21 protein-coding genes are annotated in these 21,003 nt (G+C 64.9%); 9 read left to right on the forward strand and 12 right to left on the reverse strand.

The window, feature by feature from the left end; genetic code table 11:
* Window positions 1-2 precede the first annotated feature (2 nt).
* The 3 genes from AC1DVS_RS14025 to AC1DVS_RS14035 are packed head-to-tail and all read left to right on the forward strand — an operon-like array spanning window position 3 to window position 3,361.
* On the forward strand, window positions 3-1,382 hold the full coding sequence (locus tag AC1DVS_RS14025) for an efflux RND transporter periplasmic adaptor subunit (RefSeq protein ID WP_478023996.1): 1,380 nt from the start codon (window positions 3-5) through the stop codon (window positions 1,380-1,382).
* On the forward strand, window positions 1,372-2,106 hold the full coding sequence (locus AC1DVS_RS14030; RefSeq protein WP_478023997.1) for an ABC transporter ATP-binding protein: 735 nt from the start codon (window positions 1,372-1,374) through the stop codon (window positions 2,104-2,106). The genes AC1DVS_RS14025 and AC1DVS_RS14030 overlap by 11 nt, the downstream gene beginning before the upstream one ends.
* Before the next feature lie 46 nt (window positions 2,107-2,152).
* Window positions 2,153-3,361 (forward strand): ABC transporter permease, encoded by a 1,209-nt coding sequence (locus AC1DVS_RS14035; RefSeq protein ID WP_478023999.1) that lies wholly within the window; start codon window positions 2,153-2,155, stop codon window positions 3,359-3,361.
* 153 nt (window positions 3,362-3,514) lie between these two features.
* Here AC1DVS_RS14035 and AC1DVS_RS14040 read toward each other — a convergent pair whose 3' ends face one another.
* The 5 genes from AC1DVS_RS14040 to AC1DVS_RS14060 all read right to left on the reverse strand — a co-directional run bounded on the left by AC1DVS_RS14040 (window position 3,515) and on the right by AC1DVS_RS14060 (window position 8,833).
* On the reverse strand, window positions 3,515-4,090 hold the full coding sequence (locus AC1DVS_RS14040) for a nucleotidyltransferase family protein (RefSeq protein WP_478024001.1): 576 nt from the start codon (window positions 4,088-4,090) through the stop codon (window positions 3,515-3,517).
* On the reverse strand, window positions 4,087-5,025 hold the full coding sequence (locus tag AC1DVS_RS14045) for an XdhC family protein (protein ID WP_478024003.1): 939 nt from the start codon (window positions 5,023-5,025) through the stop codon (window positions 4,087-4,089). Before AC1DVS_RS14045 ends, AC1DVS_RS14040 begins: the two co-directional genes overlap by 4 nt.
* A 114-nt stretch (window positions 5,026-5,139) precedes the next feature.
* On the reverse strand, window positions 5,140-7,347 hold the full coding sequence (locus AC1DVS_RS14050) for a molybdopterin cofactor-binding domain-containing protein (protein WP_478024004.1): 2,208 nt from the start codon (window positions 7,345-7,347) through the stop codon (window positions 5,140-5,142).
* A complete protein-coding gene (locus tag AC1DVS_RS14055) occupies window positions 7,344-8,318 on the reverse strand; it encodes an FAD binding domain-containing protein (protein ID WP_478024006.1) in 975 nt (324 codons plus the stop codon). The genes AC1DVS_RS14050 and AC1DVS_RS14055 overlap by 4 nt, the downstream gene beginning before the upstream one ends.
* Entirely contained in the window at window positions 8,315-8,833 is a 519-nt protein-coding gene (locus tag AC1DVS_RS14060; RefSeq protein WP_478024007.1) for a 2Fe-2S iron-sulfur cluster-binding protein, read from the reverse strand. The genes AC1DVS_RS14055 and AC1DVS_RS14060 overlap by 4 nt, the downstream gene beginning before the upstream one ends.
* 69 nt (window positions 8,834-8,902) lie before the next feature.
* Here AC1DVS_RS14060 and AC1DVS_RS14065 point away from each other — a divergent pair, with 69 nt between their 5' ends.
* Both AC1DVS_RS14065 and AC1DVS_RS14070 read left to right on the forward strand, forming a co-directional pair.
* Window positions 8,903-9,994 (forward strand): glycerophosphodiester phosphodiesterase, encoded by a 1,092-nt coding sequence (locus AC1DVS_RS14065; protein WP_478024009.1) that lies wholly within the window; start codon window positions 8,903-8,905, stop codon window positions 9,992-9,994.
* A 13-nt stretch (window positions 9,995-10,007) separates the two neighbouring features.
* On the forward strand, window positions 10,008-10,262 hold the full coding sequence (locus AC1DVS_RS14070; RefSeq protein ID WP_478024011.1) for a hypothetical protein: 255 nt from the start codon (window positions 10,008-10,010) through the stop codon (window positions 10,260-10,262).
* Window positions 10,263-10,621: 359 nt separating this feature from the next.
* Here the strand turns inward: AC1DVS_RS14070 and AC1DVS_RS14075 are convergent, their stop codons facing one another.
* Entirely contained in the window at window positions 10,622-11,347 is a 726-nt protein-coding gene (locus AC1DVS_RS14075) for an esterase/lipase family protein (RefSeq protein WP_478024013.1), read from the reverse strand.
* A 5-nt stretch (window positions 11,348-11,352) separates the two neighbouring features.
* Window positions 11,353-12,063, reverse strand: coding sequence for a TIGR02117 family protein (locus tag AC1DVS_RS14080; protein WP_478024015.1), 711 nt, complete (start codon window positions 12,061-12,063; stop codon window positions 11,353-11,355).
* Window positions 12,064-12,086: 23 nt separating this feature from the next.
* Between AC1DVS_RS14080 and phhA the strand changes: the two genes are divergently transcribed.
* Window positions 12,087-12,962 (forward strand): phenylalanine 4-monooxygenase, encoded by an 876-nt coding sequence (gene phhA, locus AC1DVS_RS14085; protein WP_478024016.1) that lies wholly within the window; start codon window positions 12,087-12,089, stop codon window positions 12,960-12,962.
* A gap of 152 nt (window positions 12,963-13,114) precedes the next feature.
* On the opposite strand, the gene AC1DVS_RS14090 is transcribed toward phhA, so the two are convergent.
* The 5 genes from AC1DVS_RS14090 to AC1DVS_RS14110 are packed head-to-tail and all read right to left on the reverse strand — an operon-like array spanning window position 13,115 to window position 18,191.
* The gene (locus AC1DVS_RS14090) at window positions 13,115-14,023 is read right to left on the reverse strand and encodes a 50S ribosomal protein L11 methyltransferase (RefSeq protein ID WP_478024019.1); all 909 of its coding nucleotides are present in this window, start codon (window positions 14,021-14,023) and stop codon (window positions 13,115-13,117) included.
* Window positions 14,023-14,721 (reverse strand): hypothetical protein, encoded by a 699-nt coding sequence (locus AC1DVS_RS14095; RefSeq protein ID WP_478024023.1) that lies wholly within the window; start codon window positions 14,719-14,721, stop codon window positions 14,023-14,025. The genes AC1DVS_RS14090 and AC1DVS_RS14095 overlap by 1 nt, the downstream gene beginning before the upstream one ends.
* Window positions 14,711-15,409 (reverse strand): SDR family NAD(P)-dependent oxidoreductase, encoded by a 699-nt coding sequence (locus AC1DVS_RS14100; RefSeq protein ID WP_478024025.1) that lies wholly within the window; start codon window positions 15,407-15,409, stop codon window positions 14,711-14,713. Before AC1DVS_RS14100 ends, AC1DVS_RS14095 begins: the two co-directional genes overlap by 11 nt.
* A 45-nt stretch (window positions 15,410-15,454) precedes the next feature.
* Window positions 15,455-16,825, reverse strand: coding sequence for a methyl-accepting chemotaxis protein (locus tag AC1DVS_RS14105; protein WP_478024443.1), 1,371 nt, complete (start codon window positions 16,823-16,825; stop codon window positions 15,455-15,457).
* A gap of 22 nt (window positions 16,826-16,847) precedes the next feature.
* Window positions 16,848-18,191, reverse strand: coding sequence for a methyl-accepting chemotaxis protein (locus AC1DVS_RS14110; RefSeq protein ID WP_478024445.1), 1,344 nt, complete (start codon window positions 18,189-18,191; stop codon window positions 16,848-16,850).
* 205 nt (window positions 18,192-18,396) lie between these two features.
* Here AC1DVS_RS14110 and sdhC point away from each other — a divergent pair, with 205 nt between their 5' ends.
* Genes sdhC through sdhA form a run of 3 tightly spaced genes read left to right on the forward strand, consistent with a single transcriptional unit; the run spans window position 18,397 to window position 21,003 of the window.
* Window positions 18,397-18,813, forward strand: a complete 417-nt coding sequence (gene sdhC, locus AC1DVS_RS14115) for a succinate dehydrogenase, cytochrome b556 subunit (protein WP_478024027.1) — start codon at window positions 18,397-18,399, stop codon at window positions 18,811-18,813.
* A gap of 1 nt (window position 18,814) precedes the next feature.
* Window positions 18,815-19,201 carry a succinate dehydrogenase, hydrophobic membrane anchor protein gene (sdhD, locus tag AC1DVS_RS14120; RefSeq protein WP_478024029.1) on the forward strand — a complete coding sequence of 129 codons (387 nt, stop codon included), beginning with the start codon at window positions 18,815-18,817 and terminating at the stop codon, window positions 19,199-19,201.
* Window positions 19,201-21,003, forward strand: coding sequence for a succinate dehydrogenase flavoprotein subunit (gene sdhA / locus AC1DVS_RS14125; protein ID WP_478024030.1), 1,803 nt, complete (start codon window positions 19,201-19,203; stop codon window positions 21,001-21,003). The genes sdhD and sdhA overlap by 1 nt, the downstream gene beginning before the upstream one ends.

Genomic DNA, 21,003 nt, shown 5'->3' on the forward strand with positions numbered 1-21,003 from the left:
CGATGGCCACAACCGACACCAATAATCTGGACGATTTCCTGGGCGTGAAGCCGGCGCCCTGGTGGCGACGCTATGTGAAATGGGTGGCGATCGGCGTCGGGGTCCTCCTCCTCATCCTGCTCGGCCTTCGCTTCTTCGGCGGCAGCGCGAAGGTCGATTATGCCACTGAGACGGTGGAGCGCGGCTCGCTCTCGGTCAGTGTCTCGGCGACCGGCAAGCTCGCCCCGACCAACCAGGTCGATGTCGGCTCCGAACTGTCGGGCCTCGTCACCAAGGTGGTGGTCGATGTGAACGATCGGGTCGTCGCTGGCCAGCCGCTCGCCCTGATCGATCCGTCGCGCTTTAGCGATACGGTCAACCAGAGCAAGGCGGCACTCAACGCATCGGTGGCGACGGTCGCGCAGAATCAGGCGACGCTCGATCAGGCAAAGGCGACGCTGGCTCGTTTCCAGGAAGTCAGCAGGCTTTCGGGCGGGCGCGTGCCGGCCAAGACCGAGATGGACCAGGCAATCGCCGATCGGGACCGCGCCATCGCCAATCTGCGCGCGGCGCAAGCCAATGTCGTGTCGGCACAGGCGACGCTGTCCTCGAATGCCACCCAGCTCACCAAGACGGTGATCCGCTCGCCGGTCAACGGCGTGGTCCTCGCCCGCCAGATCGAGCCGGGCCAGACGGTCGCCGCCTCGTTCAGCACCCCGACCCTGTTCGTCATCGCCCAGGATCTCAGCCAGATGAAGCTCGAAGTGGCGATCGACGAAGCCGATGTCGGCTCGGTGAAGGAAGGCCAGCAGGCCAAGTTCACTGTCGATGCCTTTCCCGGCAAGACCTTCCCCGCGTCGATCACCCGCGTCGATCTCGGCTCCAACCTGAGCGCCCAGTCGAGCACCACGACGACCACCAGCTCAGCCCAGGTCGTCTCCTACGGCGCGACCCTCACGGTCGCCAATCCGGACCTGAACCTCCGTCCGGGTATGACAGCGACCGCCGATATCGTGACGACAGCGAAGAACAATGTGCTTCTCGTCCCCAACGCCGCACTCCGTTTCAAGCCGACCACCGCCACGCCGGGCGCCGCTCCAAGTGGCGGCATCGCCGGCGCGCTCGTGCCGACGCGGCCCCGTCGTGGCGGCGGCGGCAGGGGTGATGTGTCAGTCGTGCGCGGCGGATCGCAGACGGTCTATGTGAAGGACGCGAACGGCCAGCCAAAGCCGGTGAGCATCACCACCGGCGTCACCAACGGCACCATGACCGAGGTGATCGGCGGCGATCTCCAGCCCGGCATGCAGGTCATCACTGGTCAGCTTTCCGGCACCAGCACCAAGCGGCGGCGTCCGGGCGGCGCGGGTGGACCGGGCGGCGGCGGGCAGCAAAGTGGCCAGTAATGCGTCCGGCCACAGCGCACCGATCATCTCGCTGCGCGGCGTCACCAAGGTCTACGGCGAGGGCCCGACCGCCTTCCAGGCGCTGAAGGGAATCGATCTCGATATCGTGCCCGGAGATTTCGTCGCGGTGATGGGTGCATCGGGCTCGGGCAAGTCGACGACGATGAACATTCTCGGCTGCCTCGACGTGCCGACCTCCGGCACCTTCCTGTTCCGTGGCCATCATGTGGAGACGCTCGACCGCGATCAGCGCGCGCTGTTGCGCCGCAAATATCTCGGCTTCGTGTTCCAGGGCTTCAACCTGCTCGCCCGCACCAGTGCGCTCGAAAATGTCGAACTGCCTCTGCTCTATCGCGGCGACGCGAAGAAGGACCGGCATGACGCGGCGATGGCCGCACTCGAAAAGGTCGGGCTCGACAAATGGTGGGATCACACCCCCGCCGAGCTTTCCGGCGGCCAGCAACAGCGCGTCGCGATCGCCCGCGCCATCGTCACCTCACCCGACGTCCTGCTTGCCGACGAGCCGACCGGTAATCTGGATTCGGAGCGCTCGGTCGAGATCATGGAACTCCTCAGTGGCCTCAACCGGGACAGCAACATCACTGTGCTGATGGTCACCCACGAGCCCGAAATGGCCGCGTTCGCCCGCACCATCGTGCACTTCAAGGACGGCCTGGTGGAACGCATCGAAGCGCAGCACCCTCAGGGGGAGCGAGTGTCGTGAAAACACGCGCCCTAAAATCCCCCTCCCAAAAATGGGAGGGGAGTAGATGCTAGGCACCACCTTCCTCCTCGCGATCCGGTCGATCCTGCGCCACAAGCTGCGCTCGTTCCTCACCACGCTCGGCATCATCATCGGTGTCGCCGCCGTGGTCACGATGGTGACGCTCGGTCAGGCTACCACAGCTGCCGTGCAGAAATCGATTTCGTCGCTCGGCACCAACATCCTCCAGGTCCGTCCCGGCCAGGGTTTCGGCCGTGGCGGCGGCGGGCCCCAGCCGGCCAATTTCAAGCCCGAGGATGTCGATGCGATCGCGCGCCAGATCGCCGGCGTCACCGCCGTCGCGCCCCAGGCGCAGTCGAGCACGACGGCCATCTATGAAGGCGCCAACGCGACGACGACGATCAACGGCACCACGAGCGGCTATTTCGAGGTCCAGCCCTGGCCGCTCACCGGAGGCCGCATTTTCACCCGCGCCGAGGAACAGGCCGGCAAGGCAGTCTGCATCGTCGGCAGCACCGTCGCCAAGAACCTGTTCAACGGCGGCGAAGCGATCGGCACGCGGATTCGGCTCAGCGGCATCTCCTGCGATGTGATCGGTACGCTCTCGACGCGCGGCCAGGCCGGCTTTGGCGGCGATCAGGACGATGTCGTCATCATGCCGATCAAGGCAGTGCAGCGCCGTTTCACCGGCAACCGCGACATCCGCCTGATGCTGGTCGGCGTCGACGAGGCCTATTCGACCGCCGCCGTCCAGGCCTCGATCGAGGATCTGCTGCGCGAACGCCGCCATATCACCGGCGGCAAGCAAGACGATTTCAACATTTTCGATACAGCCCAGATCTCGAACACGCTGAGCGCGACCACCAATCTGCTCACCCAGATCGTCACTGCGGTCGCCGCCATCAGCCTGATCGTCGGCGGCATCGGCATCATGAACATCATGCTCGTCTCGGTGACGGAGCGGACCCGCGAGATCGGCATCCGCCTCGCCATCGGCGCGGTCGCGCGCGAGGTGCTCACCCAGTTCCTCGTCGAAGCCATTGCCCTGTCGATGCTTGGCGGCGTCATCGGGTTGCTGCTCGCCCAGATCGTGATCGGCGCGCTCTCAGCGCTCGGCGGCCTGCCGTTCCTGTTCGTTCCCGAGATCAATCTGATCGCCTTCGGCATCTCGGCGCTGATCGGCGTGGTCTTCGGCTATTTCCCGGCAAGACGCGCCGCCGCGCTGAATCCGATCGACGCGCTGCGACACGAATAATCATTCCTCCCCTGGGAACCAGGGGAGGGGGACCGCCCCGCTTCTTCAGCGGGGTGGTGGAGGGGCTTGGAGCGCGGCACCGTCGCCGCGCTCCAAGCCCCTCCACCGCGCAAGCGCGGTCCCCCTCCCCGAGCAAGCTCGGGGAGGAATGATTCACCGCAACGCCCTAAGCCGCTCCAGATCCTCCGGCGTATCGATATCAAGCAAGTCGCCCTCAGGCGCGATCACATGCCGCCCGCTGCGCACCATCGCCCGCGCGCCCGCATCGCCTTCGAGCGTCAACAGCGCCTCGAACTGCCCCGCACCGAACAGGGCAGGTGGCCGCGGACTCACGCCGTCGCTGGATGCGACCACGGCGTCATGGCTGTCCGCCGCGTCGAGCAGATTATAGATATGGTTCGCCGTGACACGCGGCATGTCCGCAAGCGCGATCAGCACCGCCTCGGCCCCCTCGTCACGCGCCGCCGCGACCCCCAGCTTTACGGACTCCGACATGCCGATCTCCGGCTGATCATTGTGCAAGGCGCGGTAGCCCCGGCTCTCGAAATCGAGACTGGTACCGCTCTTCACCACGAACCGCGTCTGGAACGGAACACCCTCCAGCGCCGTCACCACATGGAATGCCAGCGGCTTGCGCAGGAACAGCTGTTCCAGCTTGTCCGCATCGCCGAACCGCTTCGATCGGCCTGCCGCGAGCAGGATCAGCGCAGTCTTGTCGGCCGCGATCATGCCGTCTTCCTGTCTCCACGTGCGTTGAACGCGCCCACCATCGCCGCGGCAATCGAGAGCGCGATCTCCGCCGGACCGATCGCGCCGATATCGAGGCCTACCGGCGCGTCGATCCGGTCGAGATCCGTCTCCGAAACCCCCGCCGCCGCCAGCCGTTCCCGCCGCGCGGCATGGCTGCGCCGCGATCCCAGCGCGCCGACATAGGCGGTCGGCGCCGCGAGCGCCGCGATCAGCGCCGGATCATCGATCTTGGTATCATGGCTGAGCGTCACCACCGCAGTCGAAGGCCCTGGCGCATAGGCGGCAATCGCCTCGTCCGGCCAATTGTCGTCAAGTTTCACGCCTGGAAACCGCTCCTCAGTCAGGAAGCGGGCGCGGGGATCGATCACCACCGTCTCGATCCCGAGCTCCCGCGCCAGCCCGGCCAGCGCTTGCGCGATTTGCACCGCACCGACGATCAGCAGCCGACGCGCTGGATCATAGCGATTGATGAACACCGATCCGGTTTCGATCGGCCGTGCATCGCTATGCCCGGTCTCGAGATTGGTCGAAACCGTCAGCGCCTTGCCCGCTTCCCGCGCCTCGGCGATCCGGTCGAACAATTCGGGATCGAAGCCCTCGGCCGAAACTGGCTGGACCAACACTGAAATCTCGCCGCCACAGGGCAGGCCGACTTCCCACGCCGCCGCATCGGCAACGCCGTAGGTTTTCACCTGGAACGGCGCCCCCGCGATCACCTCAGCCGCAGCCGCCAGGATGTCGCTCTCGACGCACCCGCCCGAGACCGATCCTTCGAACCGGCCATCGACATGGACGAGCATATGGCTCCCCCGCGGCCGCGGCGCCGATCCCCAGGTCGAGACCACCGTGGCAATCGCCATCGGCGCCCCCTTCCAGCTTTGCGCGGCGGCGAGGACAGTGTCGTTATCGGCCATACACACCACCCTCCGTTCGCCCTGAGCTTGTCGAAGGGCTGTTCTCCCTTCGCGCCGCAAGGGGAAAAGAAGGGTGCTTCGACAAGCTCAGCACGAACGGGTGTTGGGGTTCCCTCATACCGGCGGCAACCCGGCCAGCACCTTGTCGAGCGTCATGGGGAAATCGCGCACGCGCACACCACAGGCGTTGTAGATCGCATTGGTCACCGCCGCACCCGCGCCCGAGATGGTCAGCTCGCCAAGCCCCTTCACCCCGATCGGATTGGCATGCCGGTCGATGTCTTCAATGAAATGGACATCGAGATGCGGCACATCGGCATGGACCGGCACATGATATTCGCCGAGATCATGATTCACGAACTGACCGTAGCGCGTGTCGAGCTCGGCGCCTTCCATCAGCGCATAGCCGATCCCCCAGATCATCCCGCCGATCGCCTGGCTGCGCGCCGTCTTGGCGTTGAGGATTCGGCCCGCCTCGAACACGCCGAGCATCCGCCGCACCCGCACCGCGCCGCTCACTGCGTTGACCGCGACCTCGGCGAATTGAGCGCCGTGCGCCGCCTGGCTGAAGCTGCGCGCATTCCTGCCCTGGCTGATCTTGCCCGTCGCGACCAGCGGCGCATCGCCAACCAGCGTGTCGAGCGCCACCCGCCGATTGCCCGCAATCGCATGCCCGTCCTTCAGCGTCATATTCTCAGGGCTGGTGTCCATCCGCTTCGCCAGCTCGGCGACGATGTCCTCGCAGGCAAGCGCCACGGACGAGCCTGCGCTCGCCGCGCCGAACGATCCGCCCGACCCGGCCCCGGTGGGATGGTCGCTGTCGCCGAGCTTCACGTCGATGCAGTGGACCGGCAGCCCAAGCGATTCGCCCGCGATCTGCGCCAGGATCGTATAGGTGCCGGTGCCGATATCGGTCATGTCGGTTTCGATGGTGGCGCGGCCGTCAGTGCCGAGCGTCACCCGTGCCTCGGAATCGACCAGCAGGTTGATCCGCACCGCAGCCGCCACGCCCATGCCGATCAGCCATTCCCCGTCGAGCACTGAGCCGGGCGTCGGCTGGCGCTTCGCCCAGCCGAAGCGCCGCGCGCCTTCGTCGAGGCATTCAGCCAGCCGCCGCGTCGAAAAAGGCGCGCCGGTCATCGGGTCGACCGGTGGCTCGTTGATCTTGCGGAAGTCGATCGGATCGCGACCGAGCCTCTCGGCGAGTTCGTCGACTGCTGTCTCAAGCGCGAGCATGCCGACGGCTTCGCCCGGCGCGCGCACCGCGCCCGCCTGCACCATGTCGAGCGTCACAACCTTGTGGCTGAAATGCCTGACCGGCGCCGCGTAGAGCGAAATCGAGCCGAGCGCGACCGGCTCCATGAAGCCGCCGTCAGGCCCTTGGCTCACCACGCTGTCATGGCCGATCGCCGTCATCCGGCCTTCGGCGTCAGCCGCGAGCCGGATGCGCTGATGGGTGTCGGTGCGCCGATAGATATTGTGGAACAATTGCGCACGCGCCATCGCGATCTTGACTGGCCGGCCCAGCCGCTGCGCCGCGATCGCCGCCATCACCGCTTCGGGCCCGAGCAGTTTCCCGCCAAATCCACCGCCGATATAGGGCGAGACCACCCTGACCTGATCTGGCGCGATGCCAACCGCTTTCGCCAGGATCGGCTTCGCCGCACTCAGGATCTGCAGGCTCGAATAGAGCGTCAGCTTCCCATCGTCCCACACCGCGATCGAGGCATGCGGCTCCATCGCGGCATGCACCTGGTTTGGGGTCGAATAGACCTGGTCGACGCATGCCGCCGCCTCGGCCATCGCGGCGTCGATATCGCCCTTGGCGATGTCCTGCAGGCGCGAATCCGCTGGTGGCCCGCTCGCCTCGGCAATGTCGGCCATGGTGTCGAACCGCCCCGGCTCCTCCTCGATCGTCACGCGCACAGCCCGCGCCGCCGCGCGCGCCGCCTCGAAGTTGGTCGCGATGGCGGCGCCGAGTACCTGGTCCCAATGGTCGATCGCGTCATTACCGGCCGCCGCCGGGACGAAGCCGGCCGCCTGCCGCGCGACACGCTGATCGTCGATGATGATGTCGAGCACGCCGGGCAGGGCGCGGGCCGCTTCGGTATCGAAGCCAGTCACCTTGCCCTTCGCGGCGGGCGCGGTGATCAGATAGCCATAGGCGACATCGTCGCCGACCTGATGTTCATAGCCATAGGTGGCGGCGCCCATCACCTTGAGCACGCCGTCGATCCGGTCGACTCCCTTGCCGAGCACATCCTGAACCCCGCGATCCATCGCGAGGCCGGGATGGTCTGCGTTCATGACATAGTCGCTCATGCCGCACCGCCCGTCAGGTCGCGCAGGCACGCGATCAGCACGCGCCTGGTGAGAGGAATCTTGAAGTCATTCGAGCCAAAGCCCTTCGCTCCGGCGAGCAGCGCATCCGCCGCTGCCTCGAACGCAGCGGTCGACGGCGCCTGGCCGATCAGTGCTGCCTCAACCGCTGGATTGCGCCACGGCATCGGCGCAATGCCGCCAAAGGCAAGCGCGGCGGAAGCGATCCTGCCGCCCTCGACCGATATGATCCCCCCCACTGAAACCAGCGCAAAGGCATAGGACGCCCGGTCACGGACCTTGCGATAGAGCTGGGTGCCCCTGGGCGGCGGCGGCAGCTCGACATGCGTGATCAGCTCACCGGCCTCGAGCACCGTCTCGATCTGCGGCGTGTCGCCCGGCAGCCGGTAGAAATCGCCGATCGCGATCCGGCGGCGGTCGCCATCGGGCTTCAGGGTCACGATCACCGCGTCGAGCGCGCGCATTGCCACCGCCATGTCGCTCGGATGAGTCGCGATGCACTGATCACTCGTCCCGAGCACGGCGAGGATCCGGTTAAACCCGCCGATCGCCGAACAGCCGCTGCCGGGCGTCCGCTTGTTGCAGGGCATGGCGGTATCATAGAAATAATAGCAGCGCGTCCGCTGGAGCAGATTGCCGCCGGTCGACGCCTTGTTGCGGAGCTGCCCTGACGCACCCGCGAGCAACGCCCGGCTCAACACCGGATAGCCCCTGATCACGCGGCGGTCGGCGGCGAGGTCGCTGTTCGGCACCAGCGCGCCGATCGTCAGCCCGCCATCAGCGCGCTCCTCGATATCGGCCAGATCGAGCCGGCTGATATCGACGAGTTTGTCGGGCGTCTCGATCTGCAGCTTCATCAGGTCGAGCAGATTGGTGCCGCCGGCGATGAAGCGCCCGCCGGCTGCTACCGCAGCTTCGGGGCTGTCGGCTTTCGCATATTCGAAGCTTTTCATGCCTCCGCCTCTTTGCCAACGGGCGCAAGCCCGGCCACTTCGGCGATCGCGTCGACGATATTAGGATAAGCCGAGCAGCGGCAGAGATTGCCGCTCATGCGCTCCGATATCTCGGTGTCGCTGAGCTCAATGCTGTCGAGCGAGCCGCTGACATGGCTTGGCCAGCCCTTCGCCACTTCGTCGAGCATCCCGACCGCCGAGCAGATCTGACCGGGCGTGCAATAGCCGCACTGAAAGCCGTCATGCTTCACGAACGCTGCCTGAAGTGGATGAAGATTGTCGGCGCTGCCGAGGCCCTCGATCGTCAGAATGTCATCATCCTGATGCATCACCGCCAGCGTGAGACAGGAATTGATCCGCCGGCCGTTCACCAGCACGGTGCAGGCGCCGCATTGGCCATGGTCGCAGCCCTTTTTGGTGCCGGTCAGCCCGAGATGCTCACGGAGCAGATCGAGCAGCGAAGCGCGGATATCGGGCTCGGCCTCATGGGCCATCCCGTTGATCGTGAAGTGCATGGGGATCGCCCCTCCTGGTTTTGGGGTAACGCGTTCAGGCTGGATGGTTTCCGGGAGATAAGTACGACTATGAAACTTTTTAAGCGGTCCTTGCGCAAGCGAAATATTATTCCGGCCCTGCTGCTGCTGGCGCCGGCCGCCGCCATCGGGCAAACTGCGCCCGTGGCCCCGCTCTCACCCCCGATCATCATTGCGCATCGCGGCGTCAGCGGCATGCGCCCCGAACATACGCTCGCCTCCTATCAGCTCGCGATCGAGCAGGGCGCCGATTTCATCGAGCCTGATCTGGTCTTCACCAAGGACGATGTCTTCGTCGCCCGGCACGAGAACGACATCACTGACACGACGGATGTGTCGAAGCATCCCGAATTCGCTGATCGCAAGACTGTGAAGGTGATTGACGGCGAAAAGCACAATGGCTGGTTTACCGAGGACTTCACGCTCGCCGAGCTGAAGACCCTCCGCGCGAAGGAGCGGCTGCCCTTGCTCCGCCCCGACAATACTCAGTTCGACGGCCAGTTCGAAGTGCCGACGCTCGTCGAGATCATCGCGCTGGCCAAGAAGAACTCGGTCGGCGGCCGGGTCGTCGGCATCTACCCCGAGACGAAGCATCCGAGCTATTTCGCCTCGATCGGCAAGCCGATGGAGAAGAAGCTGGCGGCGCAGCTCGCTGCGGCCGGCTGGCATGATGCGCATGCGCCGGTGTTCATCCAGTCCTTCGAGGTGAACAATCTGAAGCTGCTGCACAGCCTCACCGGCATCCGCCTGATCCAGCTGATGGATGCGAGCGGCGCGCCCGCCGACAACGCCGCCCCCAGCTACGCCGCGATGGCGACGCCCGAGGGCCTGAAGGCGGTTGCTGCTTACGCCTGGGGAATCGGCCCCAACAAGGAGATGATCCAGAAGGGCGACAAACCGCCAACGACGCTTGTCGCCGACGCGCATGCCGTCGGGCTCCGGCTCCACCCCTGGACCTTCCGCGCGGAAAACTACTTCCTGCCGTCATCGCTCCGGGTCGGCATAAATCCGCGCGGCCATGGCCGTCTTTCTGACGAAATTCAGCGTTATCTGGCACTTGGCATCGACGGCTTCTTCACCGATTTTACCTATATCGGTGTCCAGGCCCGCGACGCCGCCGCCCGGAATGGCCCGGGCCAGTGAAGAGTTTTTCGCGATGCGCCGATATCTGCTCCCCGCCGCCGCGCTGCTGCCGATGCTGGCCGGCGGCTGTGCTGCAAAAACCGCCTTCGATGTCGTAACCTTTCCGGTCAAGGCGACCAGCAAGGCCGTCGATTGGACGACGACAAGCCAGAGCGAAGCCGATCGCAATGCCGGCCGCAAGGCCCGCAAGGAGCGGGAGAGGGCCGCAAAGGAATGCCGCAAACACGGCGGCCCCGATTGCGAACGCTATCGGGACGACGCGCGCTAGGGCAACGGGCCGGTGTTTCGCCCGACATCAGGTGTTTCAGTCATGTGAAAGAACAGACGCGGTGGCCTCGGGCATCCGTGACCTTGCCGTTATGGCCGATTTCGCACCGTGTTTGAATCGCGTCGGTAGTGCCGCCGGCGCAGGGAATGGCATCGCTTTGTTGGAAATGTCATGAGGGGTAGCTGACATTTCCTACATGTACAGAACATTGTACATAGTTTGCCAAAGGCAGCATCTCTCCGCCTCGGCAGACGATAGCCGATTCTGCGTAAGTCACTGATTAAACAGGTAATTTGTTGCGGCTTAGGCGCCGGTCGGAAATGTGTCCGCGTCTGACATTTGCCACGGTCTCGACTGACTCAGTCTTTCCCCGACAACACGTCGGCGAGCGTGCGCAACGTCTCCGGCCGCACCTGCACACCGAGATGGCTGCTCCGGATCTCGATATTGCGGCAACCGGGGTCGTTCGCGCGGCAGATCAGCCCGTTGACCAGCCCGTCGGTCCGGCTCCAGATCGCAGTCGCCTTGACCGGCAAGGGCTGCGCGATCTCCGCCGCCTGGGCGCGGACATGGTCGCTGTCGATCCGGTCGCCGGTCAGGAATTCGAAGGCGCGCCACACATTGGTCGCCCGCGGCGAGCCAGCGAAAGGCGCGCTGATGGTGATCACCTCGCGCACCAGATGGGGCGCGCGGTGCGCCGCGAACCGCGCCATGATCCCGCCCAGGCTGATGCCGATCAGCGTGACCGGCTGACCCGTCTCGGCGTGAAGCGCGCTGATTCGCTCGATCAGTTTCTCGCCATTGGTGCCGATCGCCTTTGTGCCAAGGTTCCGGCCGAGGCCCCAGCCTTCGACCCGATAACCGAGCCATTTCAGATAGCGCCGCATCAGGAAGTTCGAGCGATCCGAATTGACCAGCCCGGGCAGAAGCAGGATCGGCCGGCCATCGCCCTTCGCGCCCGCCGCCAGCTTAGCGCCCGCCCAGAGCAGCGAGGCAAGCCCGAAGGCACCGCGCGGCACCTCGGCAGCCCAGAGCAGCTTGGACGGCGCCCTTACCGTCATCGTTCCGTCTGCAGTCCCGATCATATCCATTACGCGAACCATCCCAACACGGTCACAGGAAAGGGTGTCCACGCCCCGATGCGAACGCCGGCGTGGCGCAGCGCATCGCCTGTCCATGTATTACAGGTTGTAATAGCACTGTAATGACCCCGCGCTGTATAAAAAACGTCATAAACGTCATAACCATATTGGTGGGCAGGTCGTTCCCTCCGGTCGCTGCTGAAACTTCCGCGAATATATTCAGCCAGACGACGATATTCCTCGGGTCGCAGGGTGATGACGCGGATATCGTCATCGGCACCGAGGCGCGGTTCGGGCACGTGATCCACATGCATCACCGTCCGGTCGCTGCCGATCGCGGCTGCGGCCACGGTCTTGAACCGGACATCACCCCAGGTCGGTGTCTCGAGATAGAAGGTCCGCTCGCCCCAGCCGATCAGGACATGGCTGTACCCGGCATAGCGCGGATCGCGTACATCCTCGGGCTTGAGCAGATCGCGCCAGTCCACCCCTTCGGCGACCATCGGCACGACGAGCCCGGTATGAATGCCGTTGCTCTCGACATAGATGCGCACGCCCGTTTCAGGCGCACGCCAGCCGGCATTGGAGGGGATCGCGCCGCCCACCATCCCGGCCGCGCCATAGCTCGCAAACAGGAGGACAAGACCCGTGGCAGCCCATCTCGCCGCGCGCATCCCGTGGTTGAGGCCGGTTCGCGCGGCTGAGGTTTTCGGCTCCATCGGGAATATGATATGGCATTTTGATGTCAGACGAAACGCATGTTCTCGATCGCCCTCCTGAAGGCGCCGCGGCGGACTGGACCGTGCCACAGGAATGGTCGCATTATTCGGCCGACGAGCATGCGGTCTGGGACAAGCTGTTCGCGCGCCAGGCGAGCCTGCTCCCCGGCCGCGCCTCCGAAGCCTATCTGCGCGGGCTTGATGTGCTCAAGCTCTCAAAGCCCGGCATCCCCGATTTCGAGGAGCTGTCCGAACGGCTGATGAAGCTCACCGGCTGGCAGGTCGTCGCGGTGCCTGGGCTGGTCCCCGACGCGGTGTTCTTCGAGCATATGGCGAATCGCCGCTTCGTCGCAGGCAATTTCATCCGCCGCCCCGATCAGCTCGATTATCTGCAGGAGCCGGACGTCTTCCACGACGTGTTCGGCCATGTGCCGATGCTCGCCGACCCTGTGTTCGCGGATTATCTCGTCGCCTACGGCCAGGGTGGCCGGCGCGCGCTCGAACTGGGCGCCCTGAAGCATCTCGCCCGGCTTTATTGGTACACAGTCGAATTCGGCCTGATCGCGGAGCCCGAGGGCCTGCGCATATACGGGTCCGGCATTGTCAGCAGCTTTGCCGAAAGCCGTTTCGCCCTCGACGATCCAAGCCCCAACCGCGTCGCCTTCGATCTCAAACGCGTGATGCGCACGGAGTATCGGATCGACGATTTCCAGCAGAATTACTTCGTTATCCCCAGCTTTAACGAACTCCTCCGCGTGACAGTCGAGACTGACTTCGCACCGCTCTACCAGGAGATCATGGCCGAGCCCGACATCCCCGTCGCCGCGATCGCGCCGGACGATATCGTGCTGACCTACGGCTCCCAGAATTACGCGCGAGAGAAGGCGGCGACTTCTTAGTTCCTCCCCGAGCTTGCTCGGGGAGGGGGACCATTCGCCACTTCTGGCGAATGGTGGAGGGGCTTGGAGCGCGGCGACGGTGCCGCGCTCCAAGCCCCTCCACCACCCGCTGAAGAAGCGGGCGGTCCCCCTCCCCGTGCCGGGGAGGAACGTCAGGCCCGCATCCGCAACCGCAAAATCGCCCAATCCCCAAGGTCCAGCCTCGCCGCCAGCCGCAGCCCCTGCCGCCGATAGGCCCGCGCAACGCCGTCAGCCTGGGTCTTCAGCAATCCCGCCAGCACGAGCTGCCCGCGCGGCGCCATGATGCCGGCGATATCCGCGGCCATCTCGACCAGCGGCCCGGCAAGGATATTCGCGATCACCAGATCATAGGGCGCGCGCCGCTGCACCAGCGAGTCGTCGGTGCCATCGGCAACGGCCAGCGCCACCCGGCCCTGGCGCTGCCCCAAAGCCACGCCGTTCGCCTCGGCATTCTCGCGCGTCACATCGATCGCGATCGCATCGATATCCGTCGCGGTCGCATAAGCGCGCGGCCACAAATGCAGCGCGGCAAAGGCGAGCAGGCCGGTACCGGTGCCGAGATCGATCAGATTCTCAACCCGCGAGCCGCTCCGCTTCATCGCATCGAGCATCGTCAGGCAGCCGGTGGTCGTCTCGTGATGCCCGGTCCCGAACGCCAGCCCCGCCGGAATCGCGAACGCCCGCACATCGGCCGGAATCGCGCCCGCATACTCGGCCGTGTGAACAAAAAACCGACCCGCGCGGACCGGCTCCAGGCCAGCCTGACTCAACGTAACCCAATCCGCATCAGCCACGGGCTCGGCCTTCGCCTTGCTCCCGGCCGCACTCGGCACCAGCGCGCGGATCGCGGCAATCGTCGCCTTGTCGGGCTTGGCGTCGAAATAGGCATCGAGCCGCCACCGCTCGGCGTCGTCGACCACCTCCTCGGTCGTCATCAGCACCGGGGGCGGCTCGAGCATCGCCAGCGCGTCCATATCGACATCGATCGCCTCGGCTTCCGCGCGTGTGCAGGGGAAGGTGAGTTTCCAGCTGGTGGTCATCAGTCGATCGCAATCGAATGCGAGGCGGTGACCTTGAAATTGCTCATGTCGATCATCCGATAGAAAAGCCTGCGCTTGTCGCGCACGATAATGGCGACATGTCCCGCATCCGGCATCCAGACCGAGTCGACGCCGTCGATCCCGTTCAGGACGAGCGCCTGCCTTTCGCCCGCGATCGATCCCACCATCAGGTCGACGAGATGGGTATCGCCCGGCTGGGCAATGACCAGGTAATAGCTTGTCGCTGGTTTCGATGCGGGATCTCCGACCGTTACCTCGTCGCGATTACCGTGATCGCCCGGCAGGAAGCCATATTCGTCGATGTGGCGATGATTGTCCGGAAGTATGCGGCGACTGGCACCCGTCACCGTATTGAGCAGGACGATGTTGCGCCGGTCGGTGCCAGATCCGCGAACGCTATAGCCCGATGCGCCACTTTGCTCGTCCGAGGGGTGGACCTCCATGCTGATCAGGTCAGTGTGCGGGACAGGGTTGATGTTTTCGACCGTGAAAACTTCATGCGTGGCTGCAGCTTCCACCGCCGCGGGCGCGCGTCTCGGGCTATTCATCTCTACAAGCATAATGATAACCATGATGGCGACAAAGGCGAGGCAGCCAAGTAGCCCGAGCGCGGCAAAGCTGCGTATCGTCCATTTGGCGAAAATGCCCGAACCGGCCGGCGCTGGTTCAGCGGACATAGCTTGCTCCATTCACATCGATCACCGCGCCCGTCATCGACGGTGGGGCGTCGAGCGCAAGGAAGCGCGCTGTCTCGGCGATCTCCTCGGGCGCCGCCACCCGGCCGAGCGGTATGTCGGCCAGCAGCTTGTCGCCGCCGCGGCTCGCGAGATAATCCTCGGCCATCCCGGTCATGGTGAAGCCAGGGCAGACAGCAAAGGCCAGTATGCCCTCGGCCGCATAGCCCCGCGCGATGCTCTTGGTCATTGCGACCATGCCGGCCTTGGAAGCGGCATAATGCCAGTGCGCCGGGCTGTCGCCGCGATAGGCGGCGCGGCTGGCGATGTTGACGATCCGCCCGCCCGATCCGCGCTGCTGCCAGTGCAGGATGGCGAGCCGGCAAAGCTCGGCAGACGCGGTCAGGTTGATCCGCATCGTCCGCTCCCAGTCAGCGACCCATTCGCCCTGCGGCCGGTCGATCGGGTTCGCCTCGAAGATGCCAGCATTGTTGATGAGCACGTCGATGCGCCCATCAAGCCGGGCGAGCGCGGCGTCCCATAGCGCATGCGGCGCCGCCGGATCGGCGAAATCGGCGGGAATGCCGCTCGCTGTGCCATGGCCGACAAGGGTCACATCGGGTCGGATAAGCGAGGCAGCGATCGCCGCGCCGATCCCCCGGCTGCTGCCGGTCAGGAGAATATGGGTCATCGGGGCCTCTTAGCCCCGGCGACCCCCATCCGTCACCCCAGGCGGTCAGGCCGCGACGCTCTCCGAGAAACTGTCGGCAGCGCCCTTGAGGTTGCTCAGCCGGTCATCGACCTCGCCGAAGTCGCGCTCGAGCGAGTCGATTTCGGTGGCCACGCTTTCGGTATCCTCACGGATCGTAGCGATCGTGTTCGACATCGAATCAGCCGCAAGCGCGGTCTCATCAACGGCTGCGGTGATCGCAGTCACCGTCTGCGCCTGCGCTTCCATCGCAAAGCGGATCCGGTTGGCGCTTTCCTGCACCTCGGCCACCGTCGCCTTGATCGAGGCATTGGTGTCGACCGTGCCCTTGGTCGCCGACTGGATCGCCGCGATCTTGGCGGCGATATCGTCGGTCGCCCGCGCGGTCTGGGAGGCGAGGCTCTTCACTTCCTGCGCGACGACGGCAAAGCCGCGGCCGGCATCGCCGGCCCGTGCCGCCTCGATGGTTGCGTTGAGCGCAAGCAGATTGGTCTGTCCGGCGATATCGCGGATCAGGCTCAGGATCGATTCGATCGACTGGGCATGGTCGCTGAGCGCTTCGGACATGCCGACAGCGGCCCCCGCCTGAGCGGAGGCGCGCGTCGCGATCTCGGCTGCAGCTTCAACCTCGGTACGGGCATCCTCGATCGCGCGGATCAGCCCGGTGGCAGTCTGCGCCGCCTCGCGCATCGCCACGGCGGATTGCTCGGCGGCGGCGGCGACTTCGGAGGTCTTGCCCAGCATGCCGCGCGCTGATGCAGACGCGGTCTGCGCCTGCACGCGAAGCCGGTTGCCGAGCGAGGCAGTGCCCTCGATCGACCGGGCGATGCTCTCGCTGAACTGGGCCGACCGCGTCCGGCGCTCGTCACGGGCCATTTCGGCATCGCGCGTGCCGAGGTGCGATGCCATCACATCGGCCTCGACCAGCGCCATCCGCTGGACGACATCGGATAGCAACCGGAAGCGCTCGCGGTCTTCTCCCAGTTTTTCTTCGATCACCTCCAGCGTGCGGCTGTGCGCGACGCTCAGCGATGCCAGCAGGACCTGGAGCGGGACACTCGCCTTTTGCGACTCGGCGGCGTGGCCGAACGCCATCGTCATCCACTGGTCGTCGAAGACATGCATGAATTTGATGCGCGTATATTGGGCGCTCTTCGTGGCCTCGCGAGCGAGCCGGTCCGCGTCGAAATGGTGGCGGAGATGTGCTGCGGCCGGCAGCGAAAGATAATGCTTCCAGAAGGCGGTCGAAATGGCTTCTTCCTGGCCTTCGATCAGCCGGGCGATTTCGGCGGTCGCGGGGCCCATCGCCCCGTCCCAGTCATATTCCCTCACCCGGTCGGCGATGCTGCGCGATTGCCCGCCCCATCCGCCCAGATCCTCAGCGTGATTTTGCGCCATCAGTTCGACACCCCCACCTTGCTTACGCAGCAACTTTGGCGACGAACTCGCCTGCGCTGTGCTTTAAAGTCCCAAGCCTACTATCCAGTGAATCGAATCCCTGGCCGAAATGCTCGATGTCGGAGGCCACGGTTTCGGTGTCCTCGCGGATCGCGGCGATCGTGTTCGCCATCGAATCGGCGGCCAACGCCGTTTCATCGACGGCTGCGGTGATCGCGGTCACCGTCTGCGCCTGCGCTTCCATCGCGAAGCGGATTCGGTTGGCGCTTTCCTGCACCTCGGAGACGGTCGACTTGATCGATGCGTTGGTGTCGACGGTCGAGCGGGTCGCTGACTGGATCGCGGCGATCTTGCCGGCGATATCGTCGGTTGCGCGCGCGGTCTGGTTGGCGAGGCTCTTCACTTCCTGAGCGACGACAGCAAAGCCGCGCCCTGCGTCGCCTGCGCGTGCCGCCTCGATTGTCGCGTTGAGCGCGAGCAGATTGGTCTGCCCGGCAATGTCGCGGATCAGGCTCAGGATCGATTCGATCGACTGGGCATGTTCGGAGAGTGCCTCGGACATTCCGACAGCGGCGCCTGCCTGCGTCGCTGCGCGCGTTGCGATCTCGGCTGCTGCTTCGACTTCCGTACGGGCGTCCTCGATCGCGCGGATCAGGCCCGCAGCGGTCTGGGCCGCTTCTCGCATCGCCACCGCTGATTGCTCGGCGGCCGCCGCGACCTCTGATGTCTTGCCCAGCATCCCGCGGGCAGAGGTGGAAGTGCGCATCGACTGGCCACGTAGCGCAGTCGATTCCTCAGTCGCATGCTCAACCATGGAGGCGATGCCGTCACGAAATTCGGCGGCGAGCTTGTCGCGGCCGGATTGAGCGAGATGTTCGCGATAGCCGTTATAAAGCGCAACGGTGATCTCGCCCTCGATCGCCGAGAGCCGCATCAGCGTGTCGACCAGCACCGGCAGCTTTACGTCGGTGCGATCTACGGCGCGGGTGATCACATCGAGCGCGACGCGGTCGCTGGCGTTGATCATCGACAGCAAGGCAAGCGGCGATACCTCGCCGACATAGGCGGCGGCGACCGAACGCTCGATCGATTCGATCCAGGCGCGGCCCGAGGTATCCAGGAAACGATTCTTGAGGAACGTGCAGCCGACCTCGATCATCTTTTCGGTTTCGTGCGACTGCCATGCGCCGTTGTCGGCGAAACAGCGCTGCCATTGCTGCCAATAGGCCTCTGAAATCGAGCGGATTTCCGGCTCGATCACTTTCCAGGTGTCTCGGCTGGCGCTTGCCAGTGAGCCATCCACATCGAAGACGCGCAGCCGCGCGGAGACATCGATCGTCGCAGCGATGGTGCCGGGAACGGGCAAGTCGGAAGGGGTCAAAGGGTGAAACTCCGTGTGTGGCAACTATTCGCCTGTTGGCGGTCCTGAGTACGGGCTAGTATGATTAGGTTAAGGGGGCGTTAGGGCGCGATATCCGTGCCCCTCCCTAAAAGAGGCATCCCGGAGGCGCTTGCATCATGGGGCGTGCGGACTAATACGGCGCCACTATCGCCCGAGAGGACCCTACGCCTTGGCCAGCCCACGCAATCCCGCCCGTCCGCTCTCGCCGCATCTCACGGCGTGGAAGCCGGGCATCCACATGACCGTCTCGATCGTCCACCGCATCACCGGAGACGGAATGGCGACGGTCGGGACGCTGTTGCTCGTCTGGTGGCTCGCGGCGCTGGCAAGCGGCAAGGAAGCCTATGACAAGTTCGTCGATGTCTTCACCTATTCGAACGGCGCGCTGAACATCCTCGGCTATATCATCGGCGTCGGGCTGACCCTGTCCTTCTTCCAGCACATGTCGAGCGGCATCCGCCACCTCGTGATGGACGCGGGCGCTGGCTTCGAGCTGAAGGTCAATCGCATGGGCGCATGGGCCACGGTCATTGCCTCCGTCACGCTCACCGTCCTGTACTGGGCCTATCTGATCATGGGGAAGTAAGATGGGGAACGGCACTGAACTCGGTCGCGTTCGCGGCCTCGGCTCGGCGAAAGAGGGCACGCATCACTGGTGGCACCACCGGCTGACGGCCGGCTCCAACCTGTTCCTGATGCTGTGGCTGGTCATCTCGGTCGCGCGCCAGCCGGCCTATGATTTCGGCGCGCTCCATGCCTGGATGGCCTCGGCCTGGGTAGCGATCCCGATGATCCTGCTGATCGTCTCCGTCTTCTACCATTTCCGCCTGGGCCTGCAGGTCCTCATCGAGGATTACCAGCATGGCGAAAGCCGCGTCGTGACGATGGTGCTGCTCAACTTCTTCGTGATCGCGACCGCAGCGATCGCCATCTTCTCGATCCTCAAGATCGCGCTCGCCGGAGTTCCAGCATAATGGCTGATGCCTATAAGATCATCGACCACACTTATGATGCCGTGGTCGTGGGCGCCGGCGGTTCCGGCCTGCGCGCGACGATGGGCATCGCCGAGAGCGGCCTCAAGACCGCCTGCATCACCAAGGTCTTCCCGACCCGCAGCCACACCGTCGCCGCACAGGGCGGCATCGCGGCCAGCCTCGGAAACATGGGCGCCGATCACTGGACCTGGCACATGTTCGATACCGTCAAGGGCTCGGACTGGCTCGGCGACCAGGACGCGATCGAATATATGGTGCGCGAGGCGCCGGCCGCAGTCTACGAGCTCGAACATGCCGGCATGCCGTTCAGCCGCACCGACGCGGGCAAGATCTACCAGCGCCCATTCGGCGGCATGATGCAGAATATGGGTGAGGGCCCACCCGCGCAGCGCACCTGCGCCGCCGCGGACCGCACCGGTCACGCCATGCTGCACACGCTCTATCAGCAGAGCCTGAAGTACGACGCCGACTTCTACATCGAATATTTCGCGCTCGATCTCATCATGGAGAACGGCCAGTGCCGCGGCGTGATCGCGCTGTGCATGGACGACGGATCGATCCACCGCTTCCGCAGCCATGCGGTCGTGCTCGCGACCGGCGGCTATGGCCGCACCTATTTCTCGGCGACATCGGCGCATACCTGCACGGGTGACGGCGGCGGCATGGTGCTCCGCGCCGGGCTCCCGTTGCAGGACATGGAATTCGTCCAGTTCCACCCGACCGGCATTTACGGCGCTGGCGTACTCATCACTGAGGGCGCACGCGGCGAAGGCGGCTATCTTACCAACTCCGAGGGCGAGCGTTTCATGGAGCGCTATGCCCCGAGCGCCAGGGACCTCGCCTCGCGCGACGTCGTGTCACGCTCGATGGCAATGGAAATCCGCGAGGGGCGGGGCGTCGGCAAGGAGAAGGATCATATCTATCTCCATCTCGACCATATCCCTCCCCACGTGCTGCACGAACTCCTGCCCGGCATCACCGAAACCGGCAAGATCTTCGCCGGCGTCGATCTGACCCGCCAACCGCTGCCGGTCACGCCGACCGTGCATTATAATATGGGCGGCATCCCGACCAACTTCCACGGCGAGGTCGTCCAGCTCAAGGACGGCAATCCGGACACGGTCGTCCCCGGCCTGTTCGCGGTCGGCGAGGCGGCCTGCGTTTCGGTCCACGGCGCCAACCGGCTCGGCTCCAACTCGCTGATCGATCTCGTCGTGTTCGGCCGCGCGACCGGCCTGCGACTCAAGGAGACGCTCAAGCCCAACACGTCGCACAACCCGCTGCCCAAGGGCTCGGAAGAACTGGCGCTGGGCCGGCTCGATCATTTCCGCAACGCCAAGGGCGGTTCACCCACCGCCGAGGTTCGCCTCGAAATGCAGCGCACCATGCAGAAGCATTGCGCTGTGTTCCGCTCGGACGAGCTGCTCAACGAAGGCGTCACCAAGATCGCCGGCACCTACAGCCGCATGACCGACATCGGCATCCAGGACCGCTCGCTGATCTGGAACACCGATCTGGTCGAGACGCTCGAGCTCGACAATCTCATCGCCCAGGCGGTGGTGACGATGAACTCGGCGGCCAACCGCAAGGAAAGCCGCGGCGCACACGTCAACGAGGATTTCCCCGAGCGCGACGATGCCAACTGGATGAAGCACACCACCGCGACCTTCACCGGCTGGGCTGGGACAGGCGGCGCCACCAATATCGGCTATCGCCCGGTGCACGATTACACGCTCACGGACGATATCGAATATATCAAACCTAAGAAGCGGGTTTACTGA

The organism is Sphingomonas sp. P3_C5 (assembly GCF_056402635.1).

Excerpts from the sequence above, each read along its gene's own strand:
- AC1DVS_RS14025 (WP_478023996.1), top strand. The coding sequence starts at position 3 with ATGGCCACAACCGACACCAATAATCTGGACGATTTCCTGGGCGTGAAG.
- AC1DVS_RS14035 (WP_478023999.1), top strand. The coding sequence starts at position 2,153 with ATGCTAGGCACCACCTTCCTCCTCGCGATCCGGTCGATCCTGCGCCAC.
- AC1DVS_RS14040 (WP_478024001.1), bottom strand. The coding sequence starts at position 4,090 with ATGATCGCGGCCGACAAGACTGCGCTGATCCTGCTCGCGGCAGGCCGA.
- AC1DVS_RS14045 (WP_478024003.1), bottom strand. The coding sequence starts at position 5,025 with ATGGCCGATAACGACACTGTCCTCGCCGCCGCGCAAAGCTGGAAGGGG.
- AC1DVS_RS14050 (WP_478024004.1), bottom strand. The coding sequence starts at position 7,347 with ATGAGCGACTATGTCATGAACGCAGACCATCCCGGCCTCGCGATGGAT.
- AC1DVS_RS14055 (WP_478024006.1), bottom strand. The coding sequence starts at position 8,318 with ATGAAAAGCTTCGAATATGCGAAAGCCGACAGCCCCGAAGCTGCGGTA.
- AC1DVS_RS14060 (WP_478024007.1), bottom strand. The coding sequence starts at position 8,833 with ATGCACTTCACGATCAACGGGATGGCCCATGAGGCCGAGCCCGATATC.
- AC1DVS_RS14065 (WP_478024009.1), top strand. The coding sequence starts at position 8,903 with ATGAAACTTTTTAAGCGGTCCTTGCGCAAGCGAAATATTATTCCGGCC.
- AC1DVS_RS14070 (WP_478024011.1), top strand. The coding sequence starts at position 10,008 with ATGCGCCGATATCTGCTCCCCGCCGCCGCGCTGCTGCCGATGCTGGCC.
- AC1DVS_RS14075 (WP_478024013.1), bottom strand. The coding sequence starts at position 11,347 with ATGATCGGGACTGCAGACGGAACGATGACGGTAAGGGCGCCGTCCAAG.
- AC1DVS_RS14080 (WP_478024015.1), bottom strand. The coding sequence starts at position 12,063 with ATGGAGCCGAAAACCTCAGCCGCGCGAACCGGCCTCAACCACGGGATG.
- phhA (WP_478024016.1), top strand. The coding sequence starts at position 12,087 with ATGTCAGACGAAACGCATGTTCTCGATCGCCCTCCTGAAGGCGCCGCG.
- AC1DVS_RS14090 (WP_478024019.1), bottom strand. The coding sequence starts at position 14,023 with ATGACCACCAGCTGGAAACTCACCTTCCCCTGCACACGCGCGGAAGCC.
- AC1DVS_RS14095 (WP_478024023.1), bottom strand. The coding sequence starts at position 14,721 with ATGTCCGCTGAACCAGCGCCGGCCGGTTCGGGCATTTTCGCCAAATGG.
- AC1DVS_RS14100 (WP_478024025.1), bottom strand. The coding sequence starts at position 15,409 with ATGACCCATATTCTCCTGACCGGCAGCAGCCGGGGGATCGGCGCGGCG.
- AC1DVS_RS14105 (WP_478024443.1), bottom strand. The coding sequence starts at position 16,825 with ATGGCGCAAAATCACGCTGAGGATCTGGGCGGATGGGGCGGGCAATCG.
- sdhD (WP_478024029.1), top strand. The coding sequence starts at position 18,815 with ATGGGGAACGGCACTGAACTCGGTCGCGTTCGCGGCCTCGGCTCGGCG.
- sdhA (WP_478024030.1), top strand. The coding sequence starts at position 19,201 with ATGGCTGATGCCTATAAGATCATCGACCACACTTATGATGCCGTGGTC.